The sequence below is a fragment of the Microcystis viridis FACHB-1342 genome, assembly GCF_014698335.1.
Taxonomy (GTDB): domain Bacteria; phylum Cyanobacteriota; class Cyanobacteriia; order Cyanobacteriales; family Microcystaceae; genus Microcystis; species Microcystis ichthyoblabe_A.
In genome coordinates this window covers 1-20947 of the sequence record NZ_JACJSV010000079.1, presented here as the reverse complement: position 1 = coordinate 20947, position 20947 = coordinate 1, and the positions used below count along the sequence as shown (strand labels likewise).

19 protein-coding genes and 2 pseudogenes are annotated in these 20947 nt (G+C 43.5%); 4 read left to right on the top strand and 17 right to left on the bottom strand.

All coding sequences use genetic code 11. The annotated features are described in order from the left end of the window. Both H6G40_RS19765 and H6G40_RS19760 read right to left on the bottom strand, forming a co-directional pair. The coding region (locus H6G40_RS19765) for an IS4/Tn5 family transposase DNA-binding protein (RefSeq protein ID WP_190537532.1) at window positions 1-215 on the bottom strand (215 nt) is incomplete at its 3' end. A 456-nt stretch (window positions 216-671) separates the two neighbouring features. After that, on the bottom strand, window positions 672-1454 hold the full coding sequence (locus H6G40_RS19760; RefSeq protein ID WP_123230117.1) for an aldolase/citrate lyase family protein: 783 nt from the start codon (window positions 1452-1454) through the stop codon (window positions 672-674). 220 nt (window positions 1455-1674) lie between these two features. Between H6G40_RS19760 and aspS the strand changes: the two genes are divergently transcribed. After that, a complete protein-coding gene (aspS, locus tag H6G40_RS19755; protein ID WP_190538177.1) occupies window positions 1675-3462 on the top strand; it encodes an aspartate--tRNA ligase in 1788 nt (595 codons plus the stop codon). A gap of 538 nt (window positions 3463-4000) precedes the next feature. On the opposite strand, the pseudogene H6G40_RS19750 reads toward aspS, so the two are convergent. From H6G40_RS19750 to rpsO, 11 genes and pseudogenes are all read right to left on the bottom strand, one after another. Then, window positions 4001-4369 (bottom strand): annotated as a pseudogene (locus H6G40_RS19750) (formylglycine-generating enzyme family protein); the annotation flags it as partial. A 181-nt stretch (window positions 4370-4550) separates the two neighbouring features. After that, the gene (locus tag H6G40_RS19745; protein ID WP_190538176.1) at window positions 4551-5000 is read right to left on the bottom strand and encodes a YbjN domain-containing protein; all 450 of its coding nucleotides are present in this window, start codon (window positions 4998-5000) and stop codon (window positions 4551-4553) included. A gap of 25 nt (window positions 5001-5025) precedes the next feature. Next, window positions 5026-7296: a tetratricopeptide repeat protein gene (locus H6G40_RS19740; RefSeq protein ID WP_190538175.1), complete on the bottom strand. Its 2271-nt coding sequence runs from the start codon at window positions 7294-7296 to the stop codon at window positions 5026-5028. A gap of 18 nt (window positions 7297-7314) precedes the next feature. Next, a complete protein-coding gene (locus H6G40_RS19735) occupies window positions 7315-8145 on the bottom strand; it encodes a hypothetical protein (RefSeq protein WP_190538174.1) in 831 nt (276 codons plus the stop codon). Window positions 8146-8535: 390 nt separating this feature from the next. Next, window positions 8536-8658: pseudogene (locus H6G40_RS24040) on the bottom strand (Uma2 family endonuclease); the annotation flags it as partial. A 159-nt stretch (window positions 8659-8817) separates the two neighbouring features. Next, window positions 8818-10176 (bottom strand): SUMF1/EgtB/PvdO family nonheme iron enzyme, encoded by a 1359-nt coding sequence (locus H6G40_RS19730; RefSeq protein ID WP_190538173.1) that lies wholly within the window; start codon window positions 10174-10176, stop codon window positions 8818-8820. Between the two features lie 380 nt (window positions 10177-10556). Beyond that, window positions 10557-11213: a Uma2 family endonuclease gene (locus H6G40_RS19725; protein WP_069475708.1), complete on the bottom strand. Its 657-nt coding sequence runs from the start codon at window positions 11211-11213 to the stop codon at window positions 10557-10559. 7 nt (window positions 11214-11220) lie between these two features. Next, window positions 11221-11874, bottom strand: coding sequence for a Uma2 family endonuclease (locus H6G40_RS19720; RefSeq protein WP_069475709.1), 654 nt, complete (start codon window positions 11872-11874; stop codon window positions 11221-11223). Between the two features lie 64 nt (window positions 11875-11938). Further along, entirely contained in the window at window positions 11939-12994 is a 1056-nt protein-coding gene (gene aroF / locus H6G40_RS19715; RefSeq protein WP_002739223.1) for a 3-deoxy-7-phosphoheptulonate synthase, read from the bottom strand. A 58-nt stretch (window positions 12995-13052) separates the two neighbouring features. Further along, a complete protein-coding gene (locus H6G40_RS19710; protein WP_002738795.1) occupies window positions 13053-13517 on the bottom strand; it encodes a PAM68 family protein in 465 nt (154 codons plus the stop codon). Window positions 13518-13541: 24 nt separating this feature from the next. Further along, on the bottom strand, window positions 13542-13811 hold the full coding sequence (gene rpsO / locus H6G40_RS19705; protein ID WP_002738807.1) for a 30S ribosomal protein S15: 270 nt from the start codon (window positions 13809-13811) through the stop codon (window positions 13542-13544). Between the two features lie 202 nt (window positions 13812-14013). On the opposite strand from rpsO, the gene ndhM reads away from it, so the two are divergent. Continuing rightward, window positions 14014-14343 (top strand): NAD(P)H-quinone oxidoreductase subunit M, encoded by a 330-nt coding sequence (ndhM, locus tag H6G40_RS19700; RefSeq protein WP_002738864.1) that lies wholly within the window; start codon window positions 14014-14016, stop codon window positions 14341-14343. Between the two features lie 375 nt (window positions 14344-14718). Here ndhM and H6G40_RS19695 read toward each other — a convergent pair whose 3' ends face one another. Together H6G40_RS19695 and panD are read right to left on the bottom strand one after the other, a co-directional pair. Then, on the bottom strand, window positions 14719-15906 hold the full coding sequence (locus tag H6G40_RS19695) for a TRC40/GET3/ArsA family transport-energizing ATPase (protein ID WP_002741890.1): 1188 nt from the start codon (window positions 15904-15906) through the stop codon (window positions 14719-14721). A 74-nt stretch (window positions 15907-15980) separates the two neighbouring features. After that, window positions 15981-16400: an aspartate 1-decarboxylase gene (gene panD, locus H6G40_RS19690; protein ID WP_002738909.1), complete on the bottom strand. Its 420-nt coding sequence runs from the start codon at window positions 16398-16400 to the stop codon at window positions 15981-15983. 37 nt (window positions 16401-16437) lie between these two features. On the opposite strand from panD, the gene H6G40_RS19685 reads away from it, so the two are divergent. Next, window positions 16438-17265, top strand: a complete 828-nt coding sequence (locus tag H6G40_RS19685) for a DUF3598 family protein (RefSeq protein ID WP_190538178.1) — start codon at window positions 16438-16440, stop codon at window positions 17263-17265. Window positions 17266-17564: 299 nt separating this feature from the next. Here H6G40_RS19685 and H6G40_RS19680 read toward each other — a convergent pair whose 3' ends face one another. Then, window positions 17565-18320, bottom strand: coding sequence for a cobalt-precorrin-6A reductase (locus tag H6G40_RS19680; protein ID WP_190538172.1), 756 nt, complete (start codon window positions 18318-18320; stop codon window positions 17565-17567). Window positions 18321-18530: 210 nt separating this feature from the next. On the opposite strand from H6G40_RS19680, the gene H6G40_RS19675 reads away from it, so the two are divergent. Beyond that, window positions 18531-19193 (top strand): choice-of-anchor R domain-containing protein, encoded by a 663-nt coding sequence (locus H6G40_RS19675; protein WP_002739334.1) that lies wholly within the window; start codon window positions 18531-18533, stop codon window positions 19191-19193. Between the two features lie 320 nt (window positions 19194-19513). Here the strand turns inward: H6G40_RS19675 and H6G40_RS19670 are convergent, their stop codons facing one another. Next, on the bottom strand, window positions 19514-20464 hold the full coding sequence (locus H6G40_RS19670) for an NAD-dependent epimerase/dehydratase family protein (RefSeq protein ID WP_002738365.1): 951 nt from the start codon (window positions 20462-20464) through the stop codon (window positions 19514-19516). Between the last annotated feature and the right edge of the window lie 483 nt (window positions 20465-20947).

The following is a 20947-nucleotide window of genomic DNA, read 5'->3' as shown; positions in this document are numbered from 1 at the left end:
CTTTTGGCTTGGGCGGCAATTATATCTGAGGGGTGAAAATAGGGGGAATTCCAAAAGTCGTAGGTGGCACTCGCTGCGGCTAGATTTCCCGAAGCTTGTGGCACACTTGTACTAGGTTGGCTGGCCAAGTTTTCTACGATACTGATTAACCTTTTCTTTCTTCTGGTGTCCCCTAGGTCTGCATACTGTAATTCTTGGGCTGCCCATTTCTCCATTTTTTTGCTTACCTCCACCTTAATTCCTTCTTTCAAAACTATACCTATCAATCGTTTCCCCTTTTTTTAAGTTTCTTCTCTTTTTGTTAAGAAAGATCTGACTAATGGATAGCTTATCAAGGGGGGCAGGGGGGATCCCCCCGCCTATCGGCACCCCCCTTATCAAGGGGTGCAGGGGGGATCAGAGGCAAAATCTATCTTCAATTTAATTATAACTACTTACTTAACAGAAGTTATTCATAATAAGTGGCTTTCTTGGCTCTTCTAGTTTCTGTGTGGAAACGAGGTCTATACTGATGGTTTCTTCGGCAAAACAGCCATAAAAGTCTTGCCCGATAAGCATTTCACAATTCCATAAGCAAAAATTATTACACAAAGTCGAGAAGAGCCAATGAATCCACATCCGTATAACTTTGCTGCCTAGGTTTTGAGCGGTCGATCGAAGGACGAATATCTTTAACCAAAAAGTAAATCATGGAGGATTGCTAAACGCTGGTCATCTTCACGAACAATAGCACCATAATAATTTTTTTTATTCTCTAGCCAGAGTAATTCAAACTCGATCGCCTTTTGGAAAGCTAAACTAAAATTATCCAAAGCTTGGGGACAATCAAAGATAACTTTGCGCGTCTCGAATCGGTCAAAATGTCCTTGGCAGAACATTTTGAAAAACGGTAAAGAATCTAGTGATACTCCACCCCCAATGGCAACAGTCAAACCGGCAGCCTTAGCTTTTTTTGCCAAAGGTAAAGCCAGATCCAAAACTTGCTCGCTATTCACATCCCGGCGAGTTAATCCCAAAGAACAGGCTAAATCCATCCGTCCGATGACGATACCATGGAGAGATTTTATCTCTGGAATCGCCAACATTTCCTGAAAATTATCACAGGCAGTAATCGTTTCGATATTAACCAATAACTCCACATCTTCCACCCCTTGATCAGCTAAAATCCTCCTAGCTGCCCGCAGATATTTTTGTAAAGCGTAGGCTGTTTCTACCATGGGAGCAATCAAGCGATCGACTCCTAAATTAACCGCATCAAAGATATCTCTGATCGCTTCGCAACCGGCGATTTTCAGATTAAAATCTACCCCCGCTTTCAGACTAATTTCTTTCAACCGCATCGCTTCCGTCAGTCGGGTTCCTTCCGTCTCGAATTCCGCTTTTACCCCTGAAACATGGTGATCTTCCCTGAGTTCTCTTAACAGTTGCACCATTTTTTTTTCTAAGCAATTCATGTTTTTAATCGTTCAAAATTGGTAACTGCTAGAGGAGCCTTGTTGATTATAGCCCATCTGCGAAAAGCCGATAGCTGAGGACTAGAAGACCATAAAAATACCCTAAACAAGGGGACAAGAGCGACAAAATACTGGCATAATGAGCAAGGCCGTCTGATTTTTTTCTGGCCACATCCTTTCTATACTACATTCGTAATATAAGTAATTCTCTAGTTAGACTATGCGAACTCACTACTGTGGCGACCTTAGCGCGATCGAAATTGAAAAAAGTGTCACCCTCTTCGGTTGGGTCGATCGCCGTCGCGATCACGGTGGCGTTATTTTTATTGATCTACGGGATCGCAGTGGTATTGTCCAGATCGTCAGCGATCCCCAACGAACTCCTGCTTCCTATCCCATCGCTGAAACCGTCAGAAACGAGTATGTCATCAAGGTGACGGGAACAGTCAGTCAAAGGCCTACCGAATCCCTTAACCCGCGCATTGCCACCGGAGAAATCGAAATTTACGCCACTAGCATCGAGATTCTCAACGGGGTTACTAAACAATTGCCTTTTGTCGTCTCCAGTTCCGAAAGTGAATCAGTCCGGGAAGATGTGCGCTTGCGATACCGTTATCTAGACCTACGCCGGGAGCGTATGAGTCAGAATTTACAACTACGTCACCAAGTTGTCAAGGAAATGCGCCGTTTTCTCGAAGATGAACAGCATTTTATCGAAGTGGAAACGCCAATTTTAACTCGATCGACTCCCGAAGGGGCGCGGGATTATCTGGTTCCTTCCCGTGTCAACCCGGGCCAATGGTACGCTTTACCCCAATCACCGCAACTATTTAAGCAATTATTAATGGTGTCGGGAATGGATCGCTACTATCAAATCGCTCGCTGTTTCCGCGATGAAGATCTGCGTGCTGATCGTCAACCGGAATTTACTCAGTTGGATATGGAGATGAGTTTTCTCTCCTTAAGCGAGATTTTAGCCCTGAATGAGGCTTTAATCGCTCATATCTTCAAAAAAGTCAAAAATATCGATATAAGCCTGCCCCTGCCCCGTTTAACCTATGCTGAGGCTATGGATCGCTATGGGGTCGATCGCCCCGATACCCGTTTTGGCTTGGAATTGGTCAATGTGGCGGAGATTTTTGCCGATTCGGGATTTAAGGTGTTTTCAGGTGCGATCGCTAGTGGTGGGACGGTGAAAGTTTTACCGATTCCCAACGGTAACGAGGCGATTTCTAACGTCAGAATCAAACCGGGTGGGGATTTATTCAAAGAAGCCACCGATGCGGGGGCGAAGGGAATCGCCTACATCCGCGTGCGCGAGGACTACGATTTTGATACCATTGGTGCGATTAAAGATAACCTGACAGAGGCACAAAAACAGGCTTTAATCGAGAAGACTGGCGCAAAACCGGGGCATCTGCTCTTATTTGGGGCAGGAGATACCGATACAGTCAATAAATCCCTATCCCGCCTACGCTTAGTTTTAGGGGAACAATTGGGATTAATTGATCCTGAGAAAATCAACCTCCTCTGGGTGACGGATTTCCCGATGTTTGAATACAACGCCGAGGAAAAACGCCTGGAAGCATTGCATCACCCCTTCACTGCCCCTAATCCCGAAGATTTAGAGGATCTAGCCCAGGCTCGCGCCCTAGCCTACGATATGATTTTTAATGGTATTGAAATCGGTGGCGGCAGTTTACGGATCTATCAACGGGAAGTACAGGAAAAAGTCTTCGCTACCATCGGTCTATCCCCAGAGGAAGCCTATAATAAATTCGGCTTTTTGTTAGAAGCTTTTGAATACGGAACCCCTCCCCACGGTGGCATCGCCTACGGTTTAGATCGCTTGGTGATGTTGTTAGCGGGAGAAGAATCGATTCGCGATGTGATTGCTTTCCCGAAAACCCAGCAAGCTAGTTGTTTACTCACTTCTGCACCTTCAACAGTGGCAGCGAAGCAATTAAAGGAATTATCCGTTGCTTCTACCTACAAACCGCCATCCTAAGATTAGGGTGGGCAATGCCCACCTAATTTTTAAAAGTCTGTTGACACTAAGTTAAATTCTTTTCTGCCCTCACTTCATCCTCTTTAGCAGTGGCTAAAAATTCTGACAGGGGGACAAGACATCTCAAAGCGTTGTCCACAAAGGTTTTTAGGCTTCTCAGTTACAAATAGATACATCCCTTTCAGCCAAAAAGCTAACGAGAGAATCAGGGATTTGGGCGAGCTTATTAGAAATCTTTATCAACAATGGGGAGTGATCTGCATCGAACTTTTTCGCTCGAACACCCCAAAAAGCTTATGCTGTAAGGAGTTCAGCCAGCTTGTCCCCCTGTCAGCTAAAAATTCCTAGAGTTTAGTTTTGGGAACTAGGGGAAAAGTGCAGGGTAAGCGCATCTTAACAATCCTTAACAATTGTTAAGCAAAAATCGACCAAATGGGTCGAGTTCGCCCCTACAAAATCGACCCGCCTAAGGGCGGGAAAGAAAAGAAAAAAGAAAAAATAGAGAATGAGGGTAAAAAGGGAAAAAAGAGAAAAAGGGTTAGAGAGTCCTCCCAGCACCGCACACCACCCGAAAACCGTTGTAGCTGAGGTCGCGGCGGTAGTAGTAGTGGCGGCAAGCGGAACGGCAGATATTCGGACCGTTGAACCAAGAACCGCCCCGCCGAGGAGAACGATTATCATTCCCATTTTCTATCCAGACACTGCCATCCCTCGGCGCATCCTTATAGTTATCGTGCCAAGTATCGGCACACCATTCCCAGACATTCCCGTGCATATCGTAGAGTCCGAAAGCGTTGGGGGGAAATTTACCAACGGGGGTGGTTTCTTGACGATAAACACCTTTGGGTCCCTGAGCATAAATAGAATTGCCGTCGTAGTTGGCTAAATCGGGGGTGATGGTTTCCCCGAAATAGAAGGGAGTGGTGGTTCCTGCACGACAGGCATATTCCCACTGCGCTTCCGGAGGTTTTGCATTTAATTTTCCATGCTTAACCTGTTTGAATTAGTATTAATTAAGCTGTATGCAAGAAAGTGCAAAACCTCCCATACTAGCCAATTTCAGATGACAAAATCAAATTATTGATCATTCAAAAAACTCCTTTTTGATTAGCTTCAGTCCAAAAGAGATTAGCAGAACTAAAAACAGTGGCCGTGAAATCATTGAGAAGTTCTTGGTGAATTCCGGTTTCTAAATCGAGTTGTTCTTCAACAATAATCTGACCCGTAGTATCTGTGTCAGGGTTATCAATGTGCAGAAAAGCTTTACCCCATCGCTTGTGATCATTCCAATCATTGCACAGCATCACCGCACGTCCCCAATCTTTTTTTGGAATCTGCTTGTCAGAATAAACACGAACCGTGTAAAGTTCGTGTTGTTCACCCCCGACAATCATCCACAAAGATAGTTCACATCCCGTGTCTTCATCACGAGAAAAACGAACCACAAAGTCACCATCTTGGTCTTGTAAATATTTACAATTCGTGGTAGCTAAGTAAGTTTTGATCATATTCCGGTCAAATGTTTGAACGGTAGCCATAACAGCCTCCTATTTCTTGAATTAACTAACTAAAAAACTGATGATCGAGTTGTTGTAGAATAACATCCTCTACTGAAGTAGATGTTTGATGACTATTTTCTACTTTATTCTCTTGTTTGACTTCCTTCTCTCGACTATCGACGGTGACAGTTTGAAAATCAAAAGATGGAAGATTGTCGGAGAATCTTTGTTGAGTTTCTTCTCGTGAAGAATCAGCATTTTTTTCTGCCTTTTCTACTGGATAAAGTTGTTCTGCTAAATACAATTCCACTAATTCCAGTTTACTTAGTGCCTCAGAAAATTCTGGTTTTAGCCGCAATGTCTGTTGATATTCAGCTAAAGCTTGTTGGACTTTTCCTGATTTTTGATAAGCCTTACCTAGCTCAAAATGGACTTCTGCCCAATCAGGCTTAATTTGCAGAGAGCGAGTAAAATCTTTGGCTGCTTCTGGATAATTTTGCAATTGACTATAGGCCAATCCGCGATAATAAAAAACCTCTGCTTGTGGGGACTCAGATTCACTTAATTGACTGAACTCGAAAATAGCCTTTTGATACTCTCGGCTTTGATAACAATTTAGCCCCCGATTATAACAGGCTAAACTAACATTCAGTTGTCGTTTTTCTCCTAGATTCAACAAACATTGATTGAGTCGATTAATGTAAGCTTGATCATCGACGGTTACGGATTGATTTAATACTTCCATCGGATCGAGTCCTTGGGAATCTATTTGACGCAGATTTAGCCAAGCTTTAATCGATTCATCGATCTGTTTTCTAGCACCAAATTGATTAGAAAAATGACTTAAACTTTCTGCTAAATCTAGTTTTAGTTCAGCTATCCATGCCGACTCACTTGCCTCTAGAGCTTGATACATTGCTTCGTAGGAAGCAACCACCATCTCTATTAATTCTGCCTGCTGTTCTTCAGGAATATCTTTAATTAAATCAGGCAATAATTGCGGTAAAAAAGGTGATTTTCGATAGCGATTGGGAACGTGCAGTAAGAAAAATTCATCAATGAACATTCCAGCAAATAGACAGTGGCAAATAGCAATAAATTGAATTAGTGCTTGGTAATCTTTTTCATTGACCCAATAAGGACGTTCTATTTCACTAGGATCGCAGTCATATTTTAGACATTCCTGTTCTGCTTCCAGAACACTTAAATTTCTTCTCAATCCCTCCACAACCTTATTGCCAAAAAATTGATCGAACTGCTCGGCATTTTTCCCTGAATCTTGATAAGCTTGTCGTTTTTCTGCCCAATCTATCGTCCGAACTTTAACAAAATCAAAAAGTGTTTCTAGCCACGATAAAGAGATAGCTTTTTGGTAGCGATACTTAGACCAATTTAATCCCCAAAAAGCAATATTAATAAATAAATTATTGCCCTCGATTAAATCTTCAAGAATTAAAGTCGGTTCGGTTTTCAGTCCTCGAAAAATAGCTTTAGCAGCAGATTCACTATGAAAAGCTTTACTTGTCCAAGCACCGGGCAAAAATTCGATGGTTCTTCCTTGATTAGTATATTTTTGGAAAAATTCTCTCAAGTAATCAGCTAAAGCGTGTTCAGCATCGGGAAACCCCCGACCTCCAGACAATTGAGAAGGATTATCTTGCCTGATTTTTGGCGGTGAAAATAGCACTAATAAGCGCATTTCATCGGGGTTGAGATTAATTAAATCTTCTGTGACAAAAATCAAAGGCGAATTCTTTTCTCGCTTTTGTTCTTTGATCACCTCTAGGGAAGTTTGGCGATCAAAAATTCTTAATTCTCTTGCCAATTCTGCATCTAATTGTTTGAGATGGAGTTGCAATTCTTTTTGTTCATCTAAAGCCCATTTTTGCAATTGTCCTCGCAAAATTTCTAGTTTTTCAGCGTGTTCTCGGTTGAGTTTTCCCTGTTGCGCTTGAAATTCTTGACTTAATTGAGTTAGTTTGAGTTGCAGTTCTCGATTGAGGATTCCTTGTTCTGCTTGTGTATTCTGATTCAACTTCGCTAATTCTAATTGTAGTTGTCGGTTTAACTCTCCTTGCTCCATTTGCAAATCTAAATTAGCCTTTGCTTGCAGCGCTTGGGAAACTATCTGCATCCGATGTAATTCCTGCTGTGCTTTATCCCGTTCCTGTTGAGCTTCAATATTTCTCTCGGTATTAATGCGCTGAGTATCTGCCAAGATTTGGCTGGAATAAACTTGGGGTTTAAACAAATAGTTGAAGCTGTTTTTTGCTTTATCCCAAATCGAACGCCAAAACCCCGTTTTTTCGGGTAAAGCTGGTAAATTCAAAGACATACATTTTACTCCCCAAAACTAACTTTTTAAAGTAGTTTTAAACGGCCAAACTTCCGCCGGTTTATCGGTAATTAAAACCTCCCCGGTCAACTGCTCATTTGCCTGTTCAATTTGTGAACAAGACCAAAACTTTTCCTCATAGGGAAAATTAGAATCAATCCCCCGATAACCAATAACGTCACCATCGAGATTTCGGCTAACATCGGTTAAAGTAATCGCGTGCCAAGATTGAGAATCGGGATAGGAAATCGGGTCTAAATCGTGGGCATCTCCGACAAAAACCACGGGACGATTCTCATCTAAAGCATTAGCCAATTCCTGATGGTCAAAACTTGCCCAATGGGAGGGGATATCATAAGAACTCAAAATTTCTTGATAATCTTCAGGATTTAAAGCACCTCCTCGACCGGGATAGTCTATTTGCAGTTGGTCTGAGAAATTATTCGTAATGTCGGGATGAAAACACTGGACAATATTTTCAATGGTTTCGTAACCACAGGTTGGCCCCGTTTGTAAATCTGCCAACAAATGCACATTTCCTAACCCTGTAAACCCTAATTCTTGATGGGGAATATCATTAATTAAAGCTTCTGGCGATTCATAATGAAAATCCTGATGGCAGTGGGATACATCTTGCCAAGACTCATCAGGTTGATAGTTGAAAGCGGCCTCCATCGTCTCATTTTGCCAATTCCAATACTCTTGAGTCGGCATTTCCTGCCAACTGCTTTCGGTTTCTGGCAGATTCACCTCGGTAAAATCTGGGGAAACTAACTCCAAAGCTTCACTATCTAAAGGGTTAAGCGAATAGTCTTCTGGCGCAAAGCCTTGGCCATAGAGGTCATTCATGGTCGCCTCCGCTCCTTGACTGGGGCTATTTTTTAACCTAGAGAATCGGCATCACTAAGTATTTATACTTCGATGATACTCCCAACCCATGAAAGTCTAGTCTGGACGTTTATAAAAGTTAACTAATGTTGACAGCCTCGAATTTTGGGCGCAAGGCTTCACTGGTGTTAACTTAACGGTTGAGATTCCCTGTTTTTTTGATGGGTAACAATAAACCTCTCGCATAATTGATTTTTGAGGATTCAAAAACGTCAAAAAAGCGGATTAACTGGCAGAAAATCTCTAAATAAACCATTTAATTGATTATTACTCATTCTTAATTCTCCTGTCTCGGAGTCTCCTAACGACCGGCTCCTAACCCCACCAACAAACTTTTTCAGCAAACCCTAGTTAATTATTTTTAGCTAGTTGACTGACAACCCATGCTCTTAAATTCTTTTCTGCTTTAACTTCATCCTCTTTAGCAGTGGCTAAAAATTCCTAGAGTTTAGTTTTGGGAACTAGGGGAAAAGTGCAGGGTAAGCGCATCTTAACAATCCTTGACAATTGTTAAGCAAAAATCGACCAAATGGGTCGAGTTCGCCCCTACAAAATCGACCCGCCTAAGGGCGGGAAAGAAAAGAAAAAAGAAAAAATAGGGAATGAGGATAAAAGGGGAAAAAGGAAAAAGGGTTAGAGAGTTCTCCCGAAAACGCAGGCTACCCGAAAACCGTAATTGTTGATGCGGTTGACGCGGCGGAAGTAGTAGTCGTAGCGAATCGCGGAACGGCAGTAAGTAGGATTGTAGCCCCAGGAACCGCCCCGCAGAGGAGAACGATTATCATTACCATTTTCTATCCAGACACTGCCATCCGTCGGCGCACCGTCATAGTTATCGTGCCAAGTATCGGCGCACCACTCCCGGACATTGCCGTGCATATCGTACAGTCCAAAGGCGTTTGGGGGAAATTGTCCCACGCGAGTTGTTTCGTTTCGATATTCTCCGTTCGGTTCATCGGCGTAGGTATTACTGGCATTGTAGTTAGCCAATTCCCCCGTAATGGTTTCCCCAAAGTAAAACGGGGTGGTGGTTCCAGCACGACAGGCGTACTCCCATTCCGCCTCACTGGGAAGTCGGTATTCCCCTCCCGTTAGTTTAGATAATCTCGCGCAGAACTCGACGGCATCGTACCAGTTGACTTGTTCTACGGGACGGCGATCGCTATCGGGACGGTCTTTAAAATAGGCTGGCTTGAAATCAAGGTCTTGTTTAACTTTTAAATCCGTGCGAGAGGCGATCGCTTTCCACTGGGCCTGGGTGATGGGGTATTTACCCATAAAGAAGGGTGGGACAGTTACTTCATGTTGTGGTCTTTCCCTTCTAAATCCTTCCCAATTAAATTTTTTAACCAGTCTTTCGATTTCCTCATCTTCTGTTCCCATCAGGAAAGTTCCCCCCGGGATGGCGACCATTTCTAAGGTGATGCCGTTGCCCAAATCTTCGCTGAAATATTGGGACTGTTTCGACTCTTTTCTAATTTGCTCACCCTTCGCATTTACTCCCACCACCTCAAAGTTAAATACTGATAACAGTTGTTTTGGCTCTTCCGGTTCAAGCTTGAACTGATAGCCAATTGCTCTTTCTAGTTGCTCAAATCCGTCTTCTTGCCAATAATCAAGCCGGTGAATATCTTGCAGATTCAAGCTAACTTCTGCAAGTCGCAGATCAGGAATTTCGCATTCTTCTAACCTCATGGGAATAAAAAAAATTGTCCCCGGTAGCATCTCTCCCAAGATATCAAGTGCAATCCTCAACTCCCGTTGGATGTATCCCTGCTTATTAGCCGATTTCCCTGACAGACAGGCGAGAAAAATCTGACTAGCTTTAATCGCTTTCGGAATTTCATCTCGCCAAATTTGACCCGGAATCAGGTCTTTTTTATCCAACCAAGGTTTATATCCCGCTTGCTTAAGGCGCTCATGCAGTGCCAAAACTGCTGGTTTGTCCTCACTAGCGTGAGCTAGGAAAATTTGAATCTCTGACTTTTTCATAACTTTTTCTTATGACCACAAGTAGGGGAGAGCCAGATTAACTGGCAGAAAATCTCTAAATAGGGCTTGCTGAAAAAGTACGGGCGAAGCATTCGGATAGAAAATCTCCAGTTTCACCGATAGGTTATTGCCCGAATGCTTCGCCCCTACAGGACGCGGGCCGATGAAGACGCAAGGTTTTGAAGGACGATTCTCTCAAAATCTGGCACCTGTTTCAAGAGAAGAGCCACAAAACCCTTACCTTGCCTACATTTCACATTTATTCAGCCAACCCTAAATAAACCATTTAATTGATTATTACTCATTCTTAATTCTCCTGTCTCCTGTCTCCTGACGACCGGCTCCTAACCCCACCAACAAACTTTTTCAGCAAACCCTAGTTAATTATTTTTAGCTAGTTGACTAACAACCCATGCTCTTAAATTCTTTTCTGCTTTAACTTCATCCTCTTGAGCAGTGGCTAAAAATTCATAGAGTTTAGTTTTCGGAACTAGGGGAAAAGTGGGACTAAATTCTCCTTCCTGATAAACCCCCTTTTCTAACCGATAAATGCGCCAGATTTGTCCATTAAAACGCCATAATTCCGGCACTCCCAAACGGGCATAAAGTGCTAATTTATTAATATCCGTGTGGGTTATATCCACTTCCACCACTAAATCTGGGGGCGGATCTTCAGTTAAATTAATCCTTTTTCCTAGCACTTTAGCTTGATTTTGAATATAGTAAGCATTGTCAGGTTCTGCTCCTCGCTCTAAATCTTCCCTAGCTAGAGTTGTGGAACCCAGACTTTTAATTTTTAAACCCAATTCTACCACCAAAATCCGAATAAATAATCCGATTAATTCTCGGTAAAACTCGTGTTCTTCTAGGGGCATAGTAATCTCTAAAGTACCACGATCATAAAATAAATGGGCGCGATTATTTTCCCCTATTGCCTGTAAAATTTGCTGATAGGATAACCAACTGAGATGATTAAAAACTACCCGTTTTTCGCCCCTAATTTGCTCAGTATTTAACTCCAGAGGAACTGTCACCATAATTACCTCAACTTTCAGCTAGTTGACTAACAACCCATGCTCTTAAATTCTTTTCTGCCCTCACTTCATCCTCTTTAGCAGTGGCTAAAAATTCATAGAGTTTAGTTTTCGGAACTAGGGGAAAAGTGGGACTAAATTCTTCTTCCTGATAAACCCCCTTTTCTAACCGATAAATGCGCCAGATTTGTCCATTAAAACGCCATAATTCCGGCACTCCCAAACGGGCATAAAGTGCTAATTTATTAATATCCGTGTGGGTTATATCCAATTCCACCACTAAATCTGGGGGCGGATCTTCAGTTAAATTAATCCTTTTTCCCAGCACTTTGGCTTGATTTTGAATGTAGTAAGCATTATCGGGTTCTGCTCCTCGCTCTAAATCTTCCCTAGCTAGAGTTGTGGAACCCAGACTTTTAATTTTTAAACCCAATTCGGACACCAAAAAATAGATAAAACGTCCGATTAATTCTCGGTAAAACTCGTGTTCTTCTAGGGGCATAGTAATCTCTAAAGTGCCACGATCATAAAATAAATGGGCGCGATTATTTTCCCCTAGGGCCTGTAAAATTTGCCGATAGGATAACCAACTGAGATGATTAAAAACTACCCGTTTTTCGCCCCTAATTTGCTCAGTATTTAACTCCAGAGGAACTGTCACCATAACTGCCCCGAAAAGCGAAATTTATGCCCAAAAAAGGGGGTTGACTCACCCCCTTTTTATCTTATTAAACCAGTGCCGGAACCTGGGGCCAACGCCCAATCGTCTTACCGATGACCGCTAACTCCCGCGTTAACTGGTCGAATCGGTCGGGGGTCAAGGATTGCGGCCCATCGGATAGGGCCTTGGCTGGGTTAGGATGTACCTCGATCATCAAGGAATCGGCCCCAGCTGCCAGGGAAGCCATGGCCATGGTCGGTACATATTCCCATTTACCCGTACCGTGGCTAGGATCGATCATGATCGGCAGGTGGGTTAAAGTTCTTAAAACGGGAATACAGGATAAATCTAGGGTATTGCGAGTATATTTACTGTCAAAGGTGCGGATACCGCGTTCGCAGAGAATGACATTGCTATTTCCTGCCGCGAGGATATATTCTGCCGCCATCAACCAATCTTCAATAGTGGCCGCCATGCCGCGCTTGAGTAGGACTGGTTTCGGTTGCGCCCCAACTTTTTTCAAGAGGGAAAAATTCTGCATATTGCGCGCCCCCACTTGCACCACATCGGCTATTTCGACAATCTTATCGAGATCCGCCGCGTCCATTACTTCCGTGATAATACCCAAACCACTGGCATCTCTAGCCGCCGCTAGTAATTCTAAAGCGCTTTCCCCGTGACCTTGGAAAGCGTATGGAGAAGTGCGGGGTTTGTAGGCACCACCCCGGAGGAATTGCGCTCCGGCTGCCGCCACTCGTTTGGCAGTTTCCACGATCATCGCCTCATTTTCCACCGAACAGGGGCCGGCGACAATGCTAACGGTATGATTTCTGCCGATGGGGATAACACCGTTAGGAGTGGGGACTAAAACCTCGCTGTATTCCCCGTGACGGTATTCTAAAGAGGCGCGTTTGAAGGGTTGTTCGACTCGCAGGACGGTTTCGATCCAAGGGCTTAATTCTTGGATTTGTAGGGGGTCTAATTCCCTGGTTTCTCCGACTAAACCGATGACAACTTTATGCTTACCGACGATTTTTTCAGGACTTAATCCCCATGCCTCGAATTCGGCACTGACGCGCTCGATTTCAATTTCCGGGGAACCAACTTTCATGACAATAATCATGGCATTAACCCTTTATTTTTTCCTTTAATCTCTATTGTTGACGATTTCTAGAGGTTATCTATTTTTCTTCCACTTCTTTTTTGCCGGACCGCCAAGCGGCGATCGTTCTGCCAAAATTAGCTTGAAATTCTTGCCATCCTAGCCAGTCCCCCACCCGATCCTCGTCCCAAGAAGCGGAGAAGATGCCATAACTCAGACCGATAAAACCTAGACCAAATAGGCTTAAACTGACGAGCATGGCGACGTAGGAAGGGATTTCGAGAAGATTGTGGCTAATAATCCAGTAGAAGCCAAAAAAGGAAGTTATCCCCAATACTGTCGGAATGCCACAAAATACCGCCATCCGTTTGGCCATCCGTTGACTGACCGCTTGCGGAATTGCCTTTAAGCTGGTTTCCTCGGAGCGATTCTTTATCGGCGGTGGCACGGGACTAGGGGCAATTTTCGGGGTTTTTCGCTTATTTTGGCGCGGCTCAAAGGGAAGACGCTCTTTTTTCTCCGTCGATTTCGATTCAGAGGCCATGGTAGGGATGCAAGGGGGGTAAGCTTAACGGCGAATTCCGAGACGACCAATCAGGGTTTGATAACGTTGTTGATCTTTCTTCTGGATATAGGTTAACAGTCCCCGACGACGACCGATCATCTGGAGTAATCCCCGACGGGAAGCGTGGTCTTTCGGGTTAGCTTTCAGGTGTTCGGTCAGTTGGTTGATTCTCTCGGTTAAGAAAGCTACCTGTAACTCCGATGATCCTGTATCGGTTTCGTGGGCCTGATATTGGCTGATTAGTTCTTGTTTTTTGGTCTGGGTTAAGGCCATAGGACTCGTGATCTCTGCTTAAACACTGCAACCTATCATAGTATCACGTTTCTGGTCGATCCGTAAACATTGTTCGGGTAATAGGGTTTTGGGGTGATAGGGTTTTGGGGTGATAGGGTGATGAGACAGCTTCCCCAATTCCCCAATTCCGCAAATCATGGCAAAATCTTAGACATAGCGTCTAACTTACCCTGAAGATTCCATGCTGTTAAAATCCACGACCCGTCATATTCGCATTTATACGGCTGAAGTAAAAAATAATCAATTAATCGAGAGTAACAATGTTTTGACTCTTGATGTGGATCCCGATAATGAATTTAATTGGGAAGAAGTGGCTCTCAATAAGGTTTATAGTAAGTTTGATGAATTGGTAGAGTCCTACAATGGGGAAGAACTGAGCGAATATAATCTCCGTCGCATCGGTTCAGATCTGGAACATTTTATCCGTTCTCTCCTGCAAAAAGGCGAAATCAGCTATAATCTCAATGCCAGAGTCCAGAACTATAGTATGGGTTTACCAAAATTAGGGTGAACGATCCCGCGTCAGTCCCCACCCGGACACCTAGGCAGGTGGGGAATTTGCATCGCAGCAATGAGGAATTTCACGAATTGGGGTGAGGGAACAATGGCTCTTCTAGGTTCTGTGTGATAAGTTTAACTTACATAGGATCGATCTTTGTGTCCTTTGTGTCTTTGTGGTTAGTTCCACCCCCGCGCTAGGGGGAATATATCTTAGAGTACATTTTACCCACCAAATCCAAGAGATAAGTGGTCGTGCAAAATTAATTTCCTAGTCGAGACGGTTGAGGGGAGACAGCTATCAGAGATCGGATTTGAGTTTTCAGTTCGCTGTTCACTGTTTACTGATCACTGAAAACCTCCCCACTTCCCACCCAATCTAGGGAAATTACACTTTTACCACGTTGCTAAAAGAGATTTTCAGGTAATCATCTTCCATTTTTGCTCCGGAAGGTTTCAGGGCTGCCAAAGCTTGGGGTAAAACTAAATTACGACGGTGATTACCAATGCGAATATTTAACTCGTCTCCAGTTTTATTTAGTTGTATCTGTTCCTTTGGTATGCCGGGTAAATATAACTCCAAACTGTAATTATTTTCCTGTTGAACTACCCGAATGGTGTTTTCTTGGTAATAAACCTTAGTCGGATCTTCCCCAGCAAAAAGAGTTTCTTTCAGTCTTTCTAAAGCGGGTAAACCACACATTTCTTCGGAGTAGAGAGGAACTTCCTTAACCGGTAAGGGATGAAAATTATCGTAAATTTCCTGTTTATAACCCTGTTGATTTTCTTTCCAACGAGCAAAGAAAGGATCGGTTACTTTGTCGGGAATAATCCGATTAGCAATAATTAAATCGGTAGAAACATTATAGAGACTTAGATAGGCATGGGCGCGTAAAGACTCCTTAATCACCATTTTTTCGGGGTTTGTCACCAAACGTACCGAGGTTTGAGTATTATCGGTCAAAACCTTTTCCAAAGCCTCGATCTGCTCATAAAACTCGTAGGGAGCGTCCATAACTTCCTTGTCCGGTAGGGAAAAACCGGCGATCGGTCGAAAAAAAGGTTCCACCAGTGGTCGCAATGCCACCGACATTCCCTGTAAAGGTTTGTAAAATCTTCTCATGTACCAACCGCCCACCTCTGGCAAACTCAGCAATCGTAAAGCTGTCCCCGTGGGTGCGGAATCGATAATCAACACATCATAAGTACCCTCATCGTAGTGGCGTTTCATGCGAACTAAGCCGAAAATCTCATCCATTCCGGGTAAAATCGCTAATTCTTCCGCTTGCACTCCATCTAAACCCCTAGCTTGTAATACCTGAGTAATATAACGTTTTACTGCGCCCCAGTTGCCTTCTAACTCCATTAGTGCGTCTAATTCTGCTCCCCAAAGATGGGGACGTACCAAACGAGGATCGTGACCTAATTCGAGATCGAAACTGTCAGCGAGAGAGTGAGCGGGATCGGTGCTGAGAACTAGGGTTTTATAGCCAAGTTCGGCGCAGCGGAGTCCTGTAGCGGCGGCGACGGAGGTTTTACCCACGCCTCCTTTACCGGTCATGAGAATTACACGCATGGGGGCTGATTCTAAGAAAATTTACATTACTTATTCTTATTATGACGGGAAAGTTAACAAATTTGGGACAAGAATCAGCATTCTTGGCTATAAAATTCCACTCCCTGACCATCACTCCGGGGAATTAGGCTCTGTTCAAAAAATTGCTGACAGCGATTTTCGGCATCAGCGACGAGAACTTTGGCAAAATGACCCTTTTCGAGAACTTCTTGCCTCGGACGTTGTTCGTAGGCATAGATAATCAAAATATCTCCGGGTTGACAGAGCAGCGCAGCACCACCGTTAGGGCAAATTTCCCCGGTTTGGCCGGGAAAAACGTAGGTGGAAAAGCGCTTACCATTGCTAAGATTGACCACATCCACCTCTTCAAGGGGCAAAATACCGACCCGCTCAATCAATTCTCGATCGATAGTGATACTGCCGACATAATCGACGTTAGCCTCGCTGACGCGCACTCGATGGAGTTTGGCGTGCATTAATCGAATTGTTCCCATGTATTTTTTCCTATTTCCCCCAATTACCTCAATTATTATGCTCTCCCAGTGGGAATGTTTACTAAAAAATCTCGGTCAATGGCAAGGTTCTTTTACCCGTCTGTCTCCCCAAGGCGACTTGATCGAAGATACCCCGACTTTGGTATCTTTGCAAGGCATTAATAATAATCGATCGATTCGTCAATTGGTTCGCCGTCTCTACAGCGATCGAGAGCCGGAAGATTTAATTTTAGAGTATAGTTCTCTGCATCAGGGTATTCTATTTAGCCAGACGGGAGCTTTTTGTCAAGGTTCTCTATATTTTAGTAGTTTTTCCTCACCATTCGGAGCAGAATTTGGCTTAATCTCTGGAGAAAGACGATTAAGAATCGTACAGTTATTTAATGAACGCTGTGAGTTTGATCGCTTGACTTTAATTCGGGAAAAGTTAGTTGATTCTCAGTCACCAGAAAGACCGATGTTAACGGTGGAGCAATTACTGGGTCAATGGCGAGGACAAGCAGTGACAACGGGACGGGATTTTTATAATTCTGCTGCCTATTCTACCCATATCTCGATCGAGCGTCAGGGGGATAATTATCTCTCGCAAACTTTGACTTTTGGTGATCATCAAATCACTTCTAGCGCTCGTATTGAGGGACAAAGATTGTTGTTTGAAAATAGTCCGCTGCCGATGCAAATTCTACTGCTGCCCGATGGAGCTTCCTGTAATACACCTCTGAAAATTACTGCCGGTCATCCTTTTGTTTTAGAGGTGGGTTGGTTGCTTTCTCCTACTCAAAGACAGCGCCTAATTCGTTCTTATGATCAGAAGGGAGAATGGACGGGTATTACTCTGGTGACGGAGGAAAAAGAAAACTATTAGACTATTATCTATTATACTATAGCAGTTTTCATTAGCATGAGCCATAGGCAAGGGGCTTAAACCCTTTGTTGGCAAAACTTGTCGATACCTCAGTGATGTGAAAAGTGCTATATTAAGTTCCAGTCTATTATAAGTACCTAAGCAAAATTAATTACACATTTCGATAAAACTTTTGCCTATTGCCTTTTGCATGAGTGCCTATCCTAACCAAGAAATCAATTTTGCACGACTACTTACTAATATACTAGCCCCCTACTCCTCACCTAAGGGAAGATTTTTGATTTTTGCAAGAGGTCTCATCAAGAGAGCCGTCTTTTTTCTAACCATGCTAGGGCACTTTTAACATCCGCCACTTTTTCTCCTTCAGGTACAGGTGGACGTTGTACCATGACCACGGTTATTCCCAACTCTCTAGCGGCGATAATTTTGGCGTAAGTGGCATCACCGCCGCTATTTTTACTCACGATCGCCCCAATCTTATATTCTTGTAAAAGAGAGCGCTCTGACTGCAAGGAAAAAGGCCCCCGTTCCAATAATAATTTTCCAATCGGTACGATGGCATCTGGTTCCGGAGGGTCAATCATCCGCATCAAAAACCAGATGTTTTTTAAGTGTGCATAACTTGCCAGTTCTTGCCGACCAATAGTGAGAAATATCCTCGGTGCTAACTCTGGTAAAATATTCGCCGCCGCTTGATTGTTTTCTACTTCAATCCAATTATCTCCAGATACTTTTTCCCAAGCTGGACGACTTAACATTAATCGAGGAATACCACAATCCGAGGCGGCTTGAGCGGCATTAAAGGAAATTTGTGCGGCAAAGGGATGGGTAGCATCAATTAAACAATCAATACCTTCTTGCCGCAGATAATTGGCTAACCCAGTGGCACCACCAAACCCCCCCCGGCGAGAGGGAGTTGTGAAAGTAATCGGTTCTCTCGTGCGACCGGCAAAGGAAGCGATGGCATCTATACCCGGAATTGCCGCAATTTTAGCCGCTAATACCGCCGCTTCCCCTGTTCCCCCTAAAATCAGCACTCTTTTATTTTTAGTCATCTAGCAATCGCCAAAAGGTTAACTAATTTTCCATCTTCCTACCTTCCCTTGCAAAGGAAAGAGATTTTGGGGGTTAGGTCACTCTACTTTTTCCCAAAAACGAGGAATCTGTGCTAAGTTACCACAAAGTTTATTTTCCGAGCAGATGCTCAGAAGATAGACCATCAATCAAGGCCAATTTCACCCTTTTTGTCTTTAGGAGTTCCAAAAATGACTAAAAATCAGCAAATTCTGGCAAAAATCGGCGGAGGTAGCCTTGCTCTCCTTCTTTCTTTGGGCTTAGGGCAACAAGCTTATGCTGTCACCCTCGTTGAGAACTTAAGTCAATCAAATTCAGACACAGGAGGTATAACCTTTGACGACTTGTGGCAAGGATCAAGCTTTACCACTGGCAGTAGCAGTTATAACCTTAATTCTGCTACTCTTTTGTTCCAAGAATTCAGCGCCAGTACCGACTTGTTTGTTCGTCTCTATAGCGACAACAGTGGACAACCTGGCACTGTGATAACGAATTTTACTAACCCTACTCCCATTACTACCACTCTCACCAATAACACCTTTACCTTGGCTACTCCACAAGCATTAGCCGCTAATACCACTTACTGGTTAGTCAGTGGTACAACTGGTGGAGGGGAGTATTATTGGGGTTATACTCAATCTTTCAATCAAACAGGACTACCCGGTTGGACGATTGGTGATGGTTTCGTTTTCAGTTCAGATCAATCAGCATCTTGGGGCACTGATCCTACGGGTGGGCCTTACCAATTTAGCCTTGAGGGGACTGCTACTAGCGTCCCTGAACCAGGTTCCGTGGTTGCCTTGTTGGGATTAGGAGGATTAGGGTTAGCTTCTAGCCTGAAAAAACGAAAATAGGAACGGTAGGGTGGGGCGACTCGATTCTCTTGTCTCGTGCCAAGGTTCCATCTGGCAATGGGAAAAAGGAGTGTCTCCCTCCCTTACCTGATAGGTTATATATGTAGGGTTTGCTGAATAAAGCTAAAAACCTTGTTGGGTAAGACTTTTAGACTTTTTGAAATCAAAAAGTGCCGGGCATGGGAGTGATCGGGGGGGAAATTTAGGCACTTTTTCCCTGAAAATTAGGTAATTGACCCCCTGAAAATGGGTAAAACCCTACACCCTACACCCCACACCCTGCCCCCACCAACAAACTTTTTCAACAGACCCTAATTAACTTAACAATATAATCCCTGAATCCACTGCCATTCTTGGGCTAATCCTTCGGCTAAAGAGACTTGGGGATTATAACCTAGAATAGTACGCGCTTTGGTGACATCGGCGGCGGTGTGACGGGCATCTCCCCGGGCCAATCCTTGATGCAGTCGCTCGATCGGTTTACCGATGACTTTTTCCATGGTATCCAAGACATCCAGCAAAACCACGCGACTACCACCACCAATATTAAACACCTCACCCAACGCTTCCGGCACTACAGCAGCGGCTAAATTAGCGGCTACAGCATCGCTAATGAAGGTAAAATCGCGGGTTTGTTTTCCATCACCGTAGATGCCAATCGGTTTACCTGCGATCGCGGCTTGAAAAAACTTATGGAAAGCCATATCGGGACGTTGCCGCGGTCCATAAACGGTGAAATAACGCAAGGCAGTGACGGGAACGTTAAAATTCTGGTGATATAGCCAACAGAGTCTTTCTGCCGCTAATTTGGTGATGCCGTAGGGTGAAACCGGTTGGGGACAAAGGGTTTCCGGAGTCGGCATCGTTTCCGCATTGCCATACACCGAGGAAGTGGAAGCAAAAACCATCCGTTGTAAAGAAGGGGTTTCCTTAGCGGCCTCAAGGATAATTTGAGTAGCATTTATATTCCTTTCGGTATATTGACGAAATCCATCACCCCAGCTTGCTCTGACTCCTGCTTGGGCTGCCTGATGGAATAATACTTCTACTCCTTGCAACAGTTGTCTCCAGTCGAGGGATTGTATATCCGCTTCAATTAACTTAAATTCGGGATATTTTGCTAGAATATGGGCATTTTGGCGCTTTAAACTGGGGTCGTAATAATCGTTAAATTGATCGATACCGATCACCTGATCTCCTTGTTCTAAAAGCTTTTCTGCCAAGCTAGAACCTATAAAACCCGCGACACCAGTAACAATATGAGTAGCCATTTAATCCTAGTCGTTGATATTTTGTATCGATTGTAATCATTTTTGTTCTTTTTACCGCAATTAATTTCCGCCGTCCGCTGTCAGCTTTTAGGGATCAAAATCGATAGATTAGATCTCTTGCAAAAATCAAAAATCTTTCCTTAGGTGAGGAGTCACGAGCCAGTAGTCATACTAAATCCGTTGAGTACAGGCTAGTTATGAGGAGAGGCAAAAGGCAAAGGGGAATAAATAATCAGTTTTTAATAACTGGATTTAGTATCAGTAGTCAGGAGAATTAAGAATGATCATTAATCAATTAAATGCTCTATTCAGGGATTTTATGCAATTTTATGCCTATTCTTCTCATTTTTAAACTATCAAAAATTAATTATGCAAGAACTCTAATGTTTACAGATAGTTCTAACAATCCAAAAGAAGACTTCAGGAGGATCAATCCAAAATTATCAAATCATCGCCTAATTCAGCAACGCTTATCATAATTCT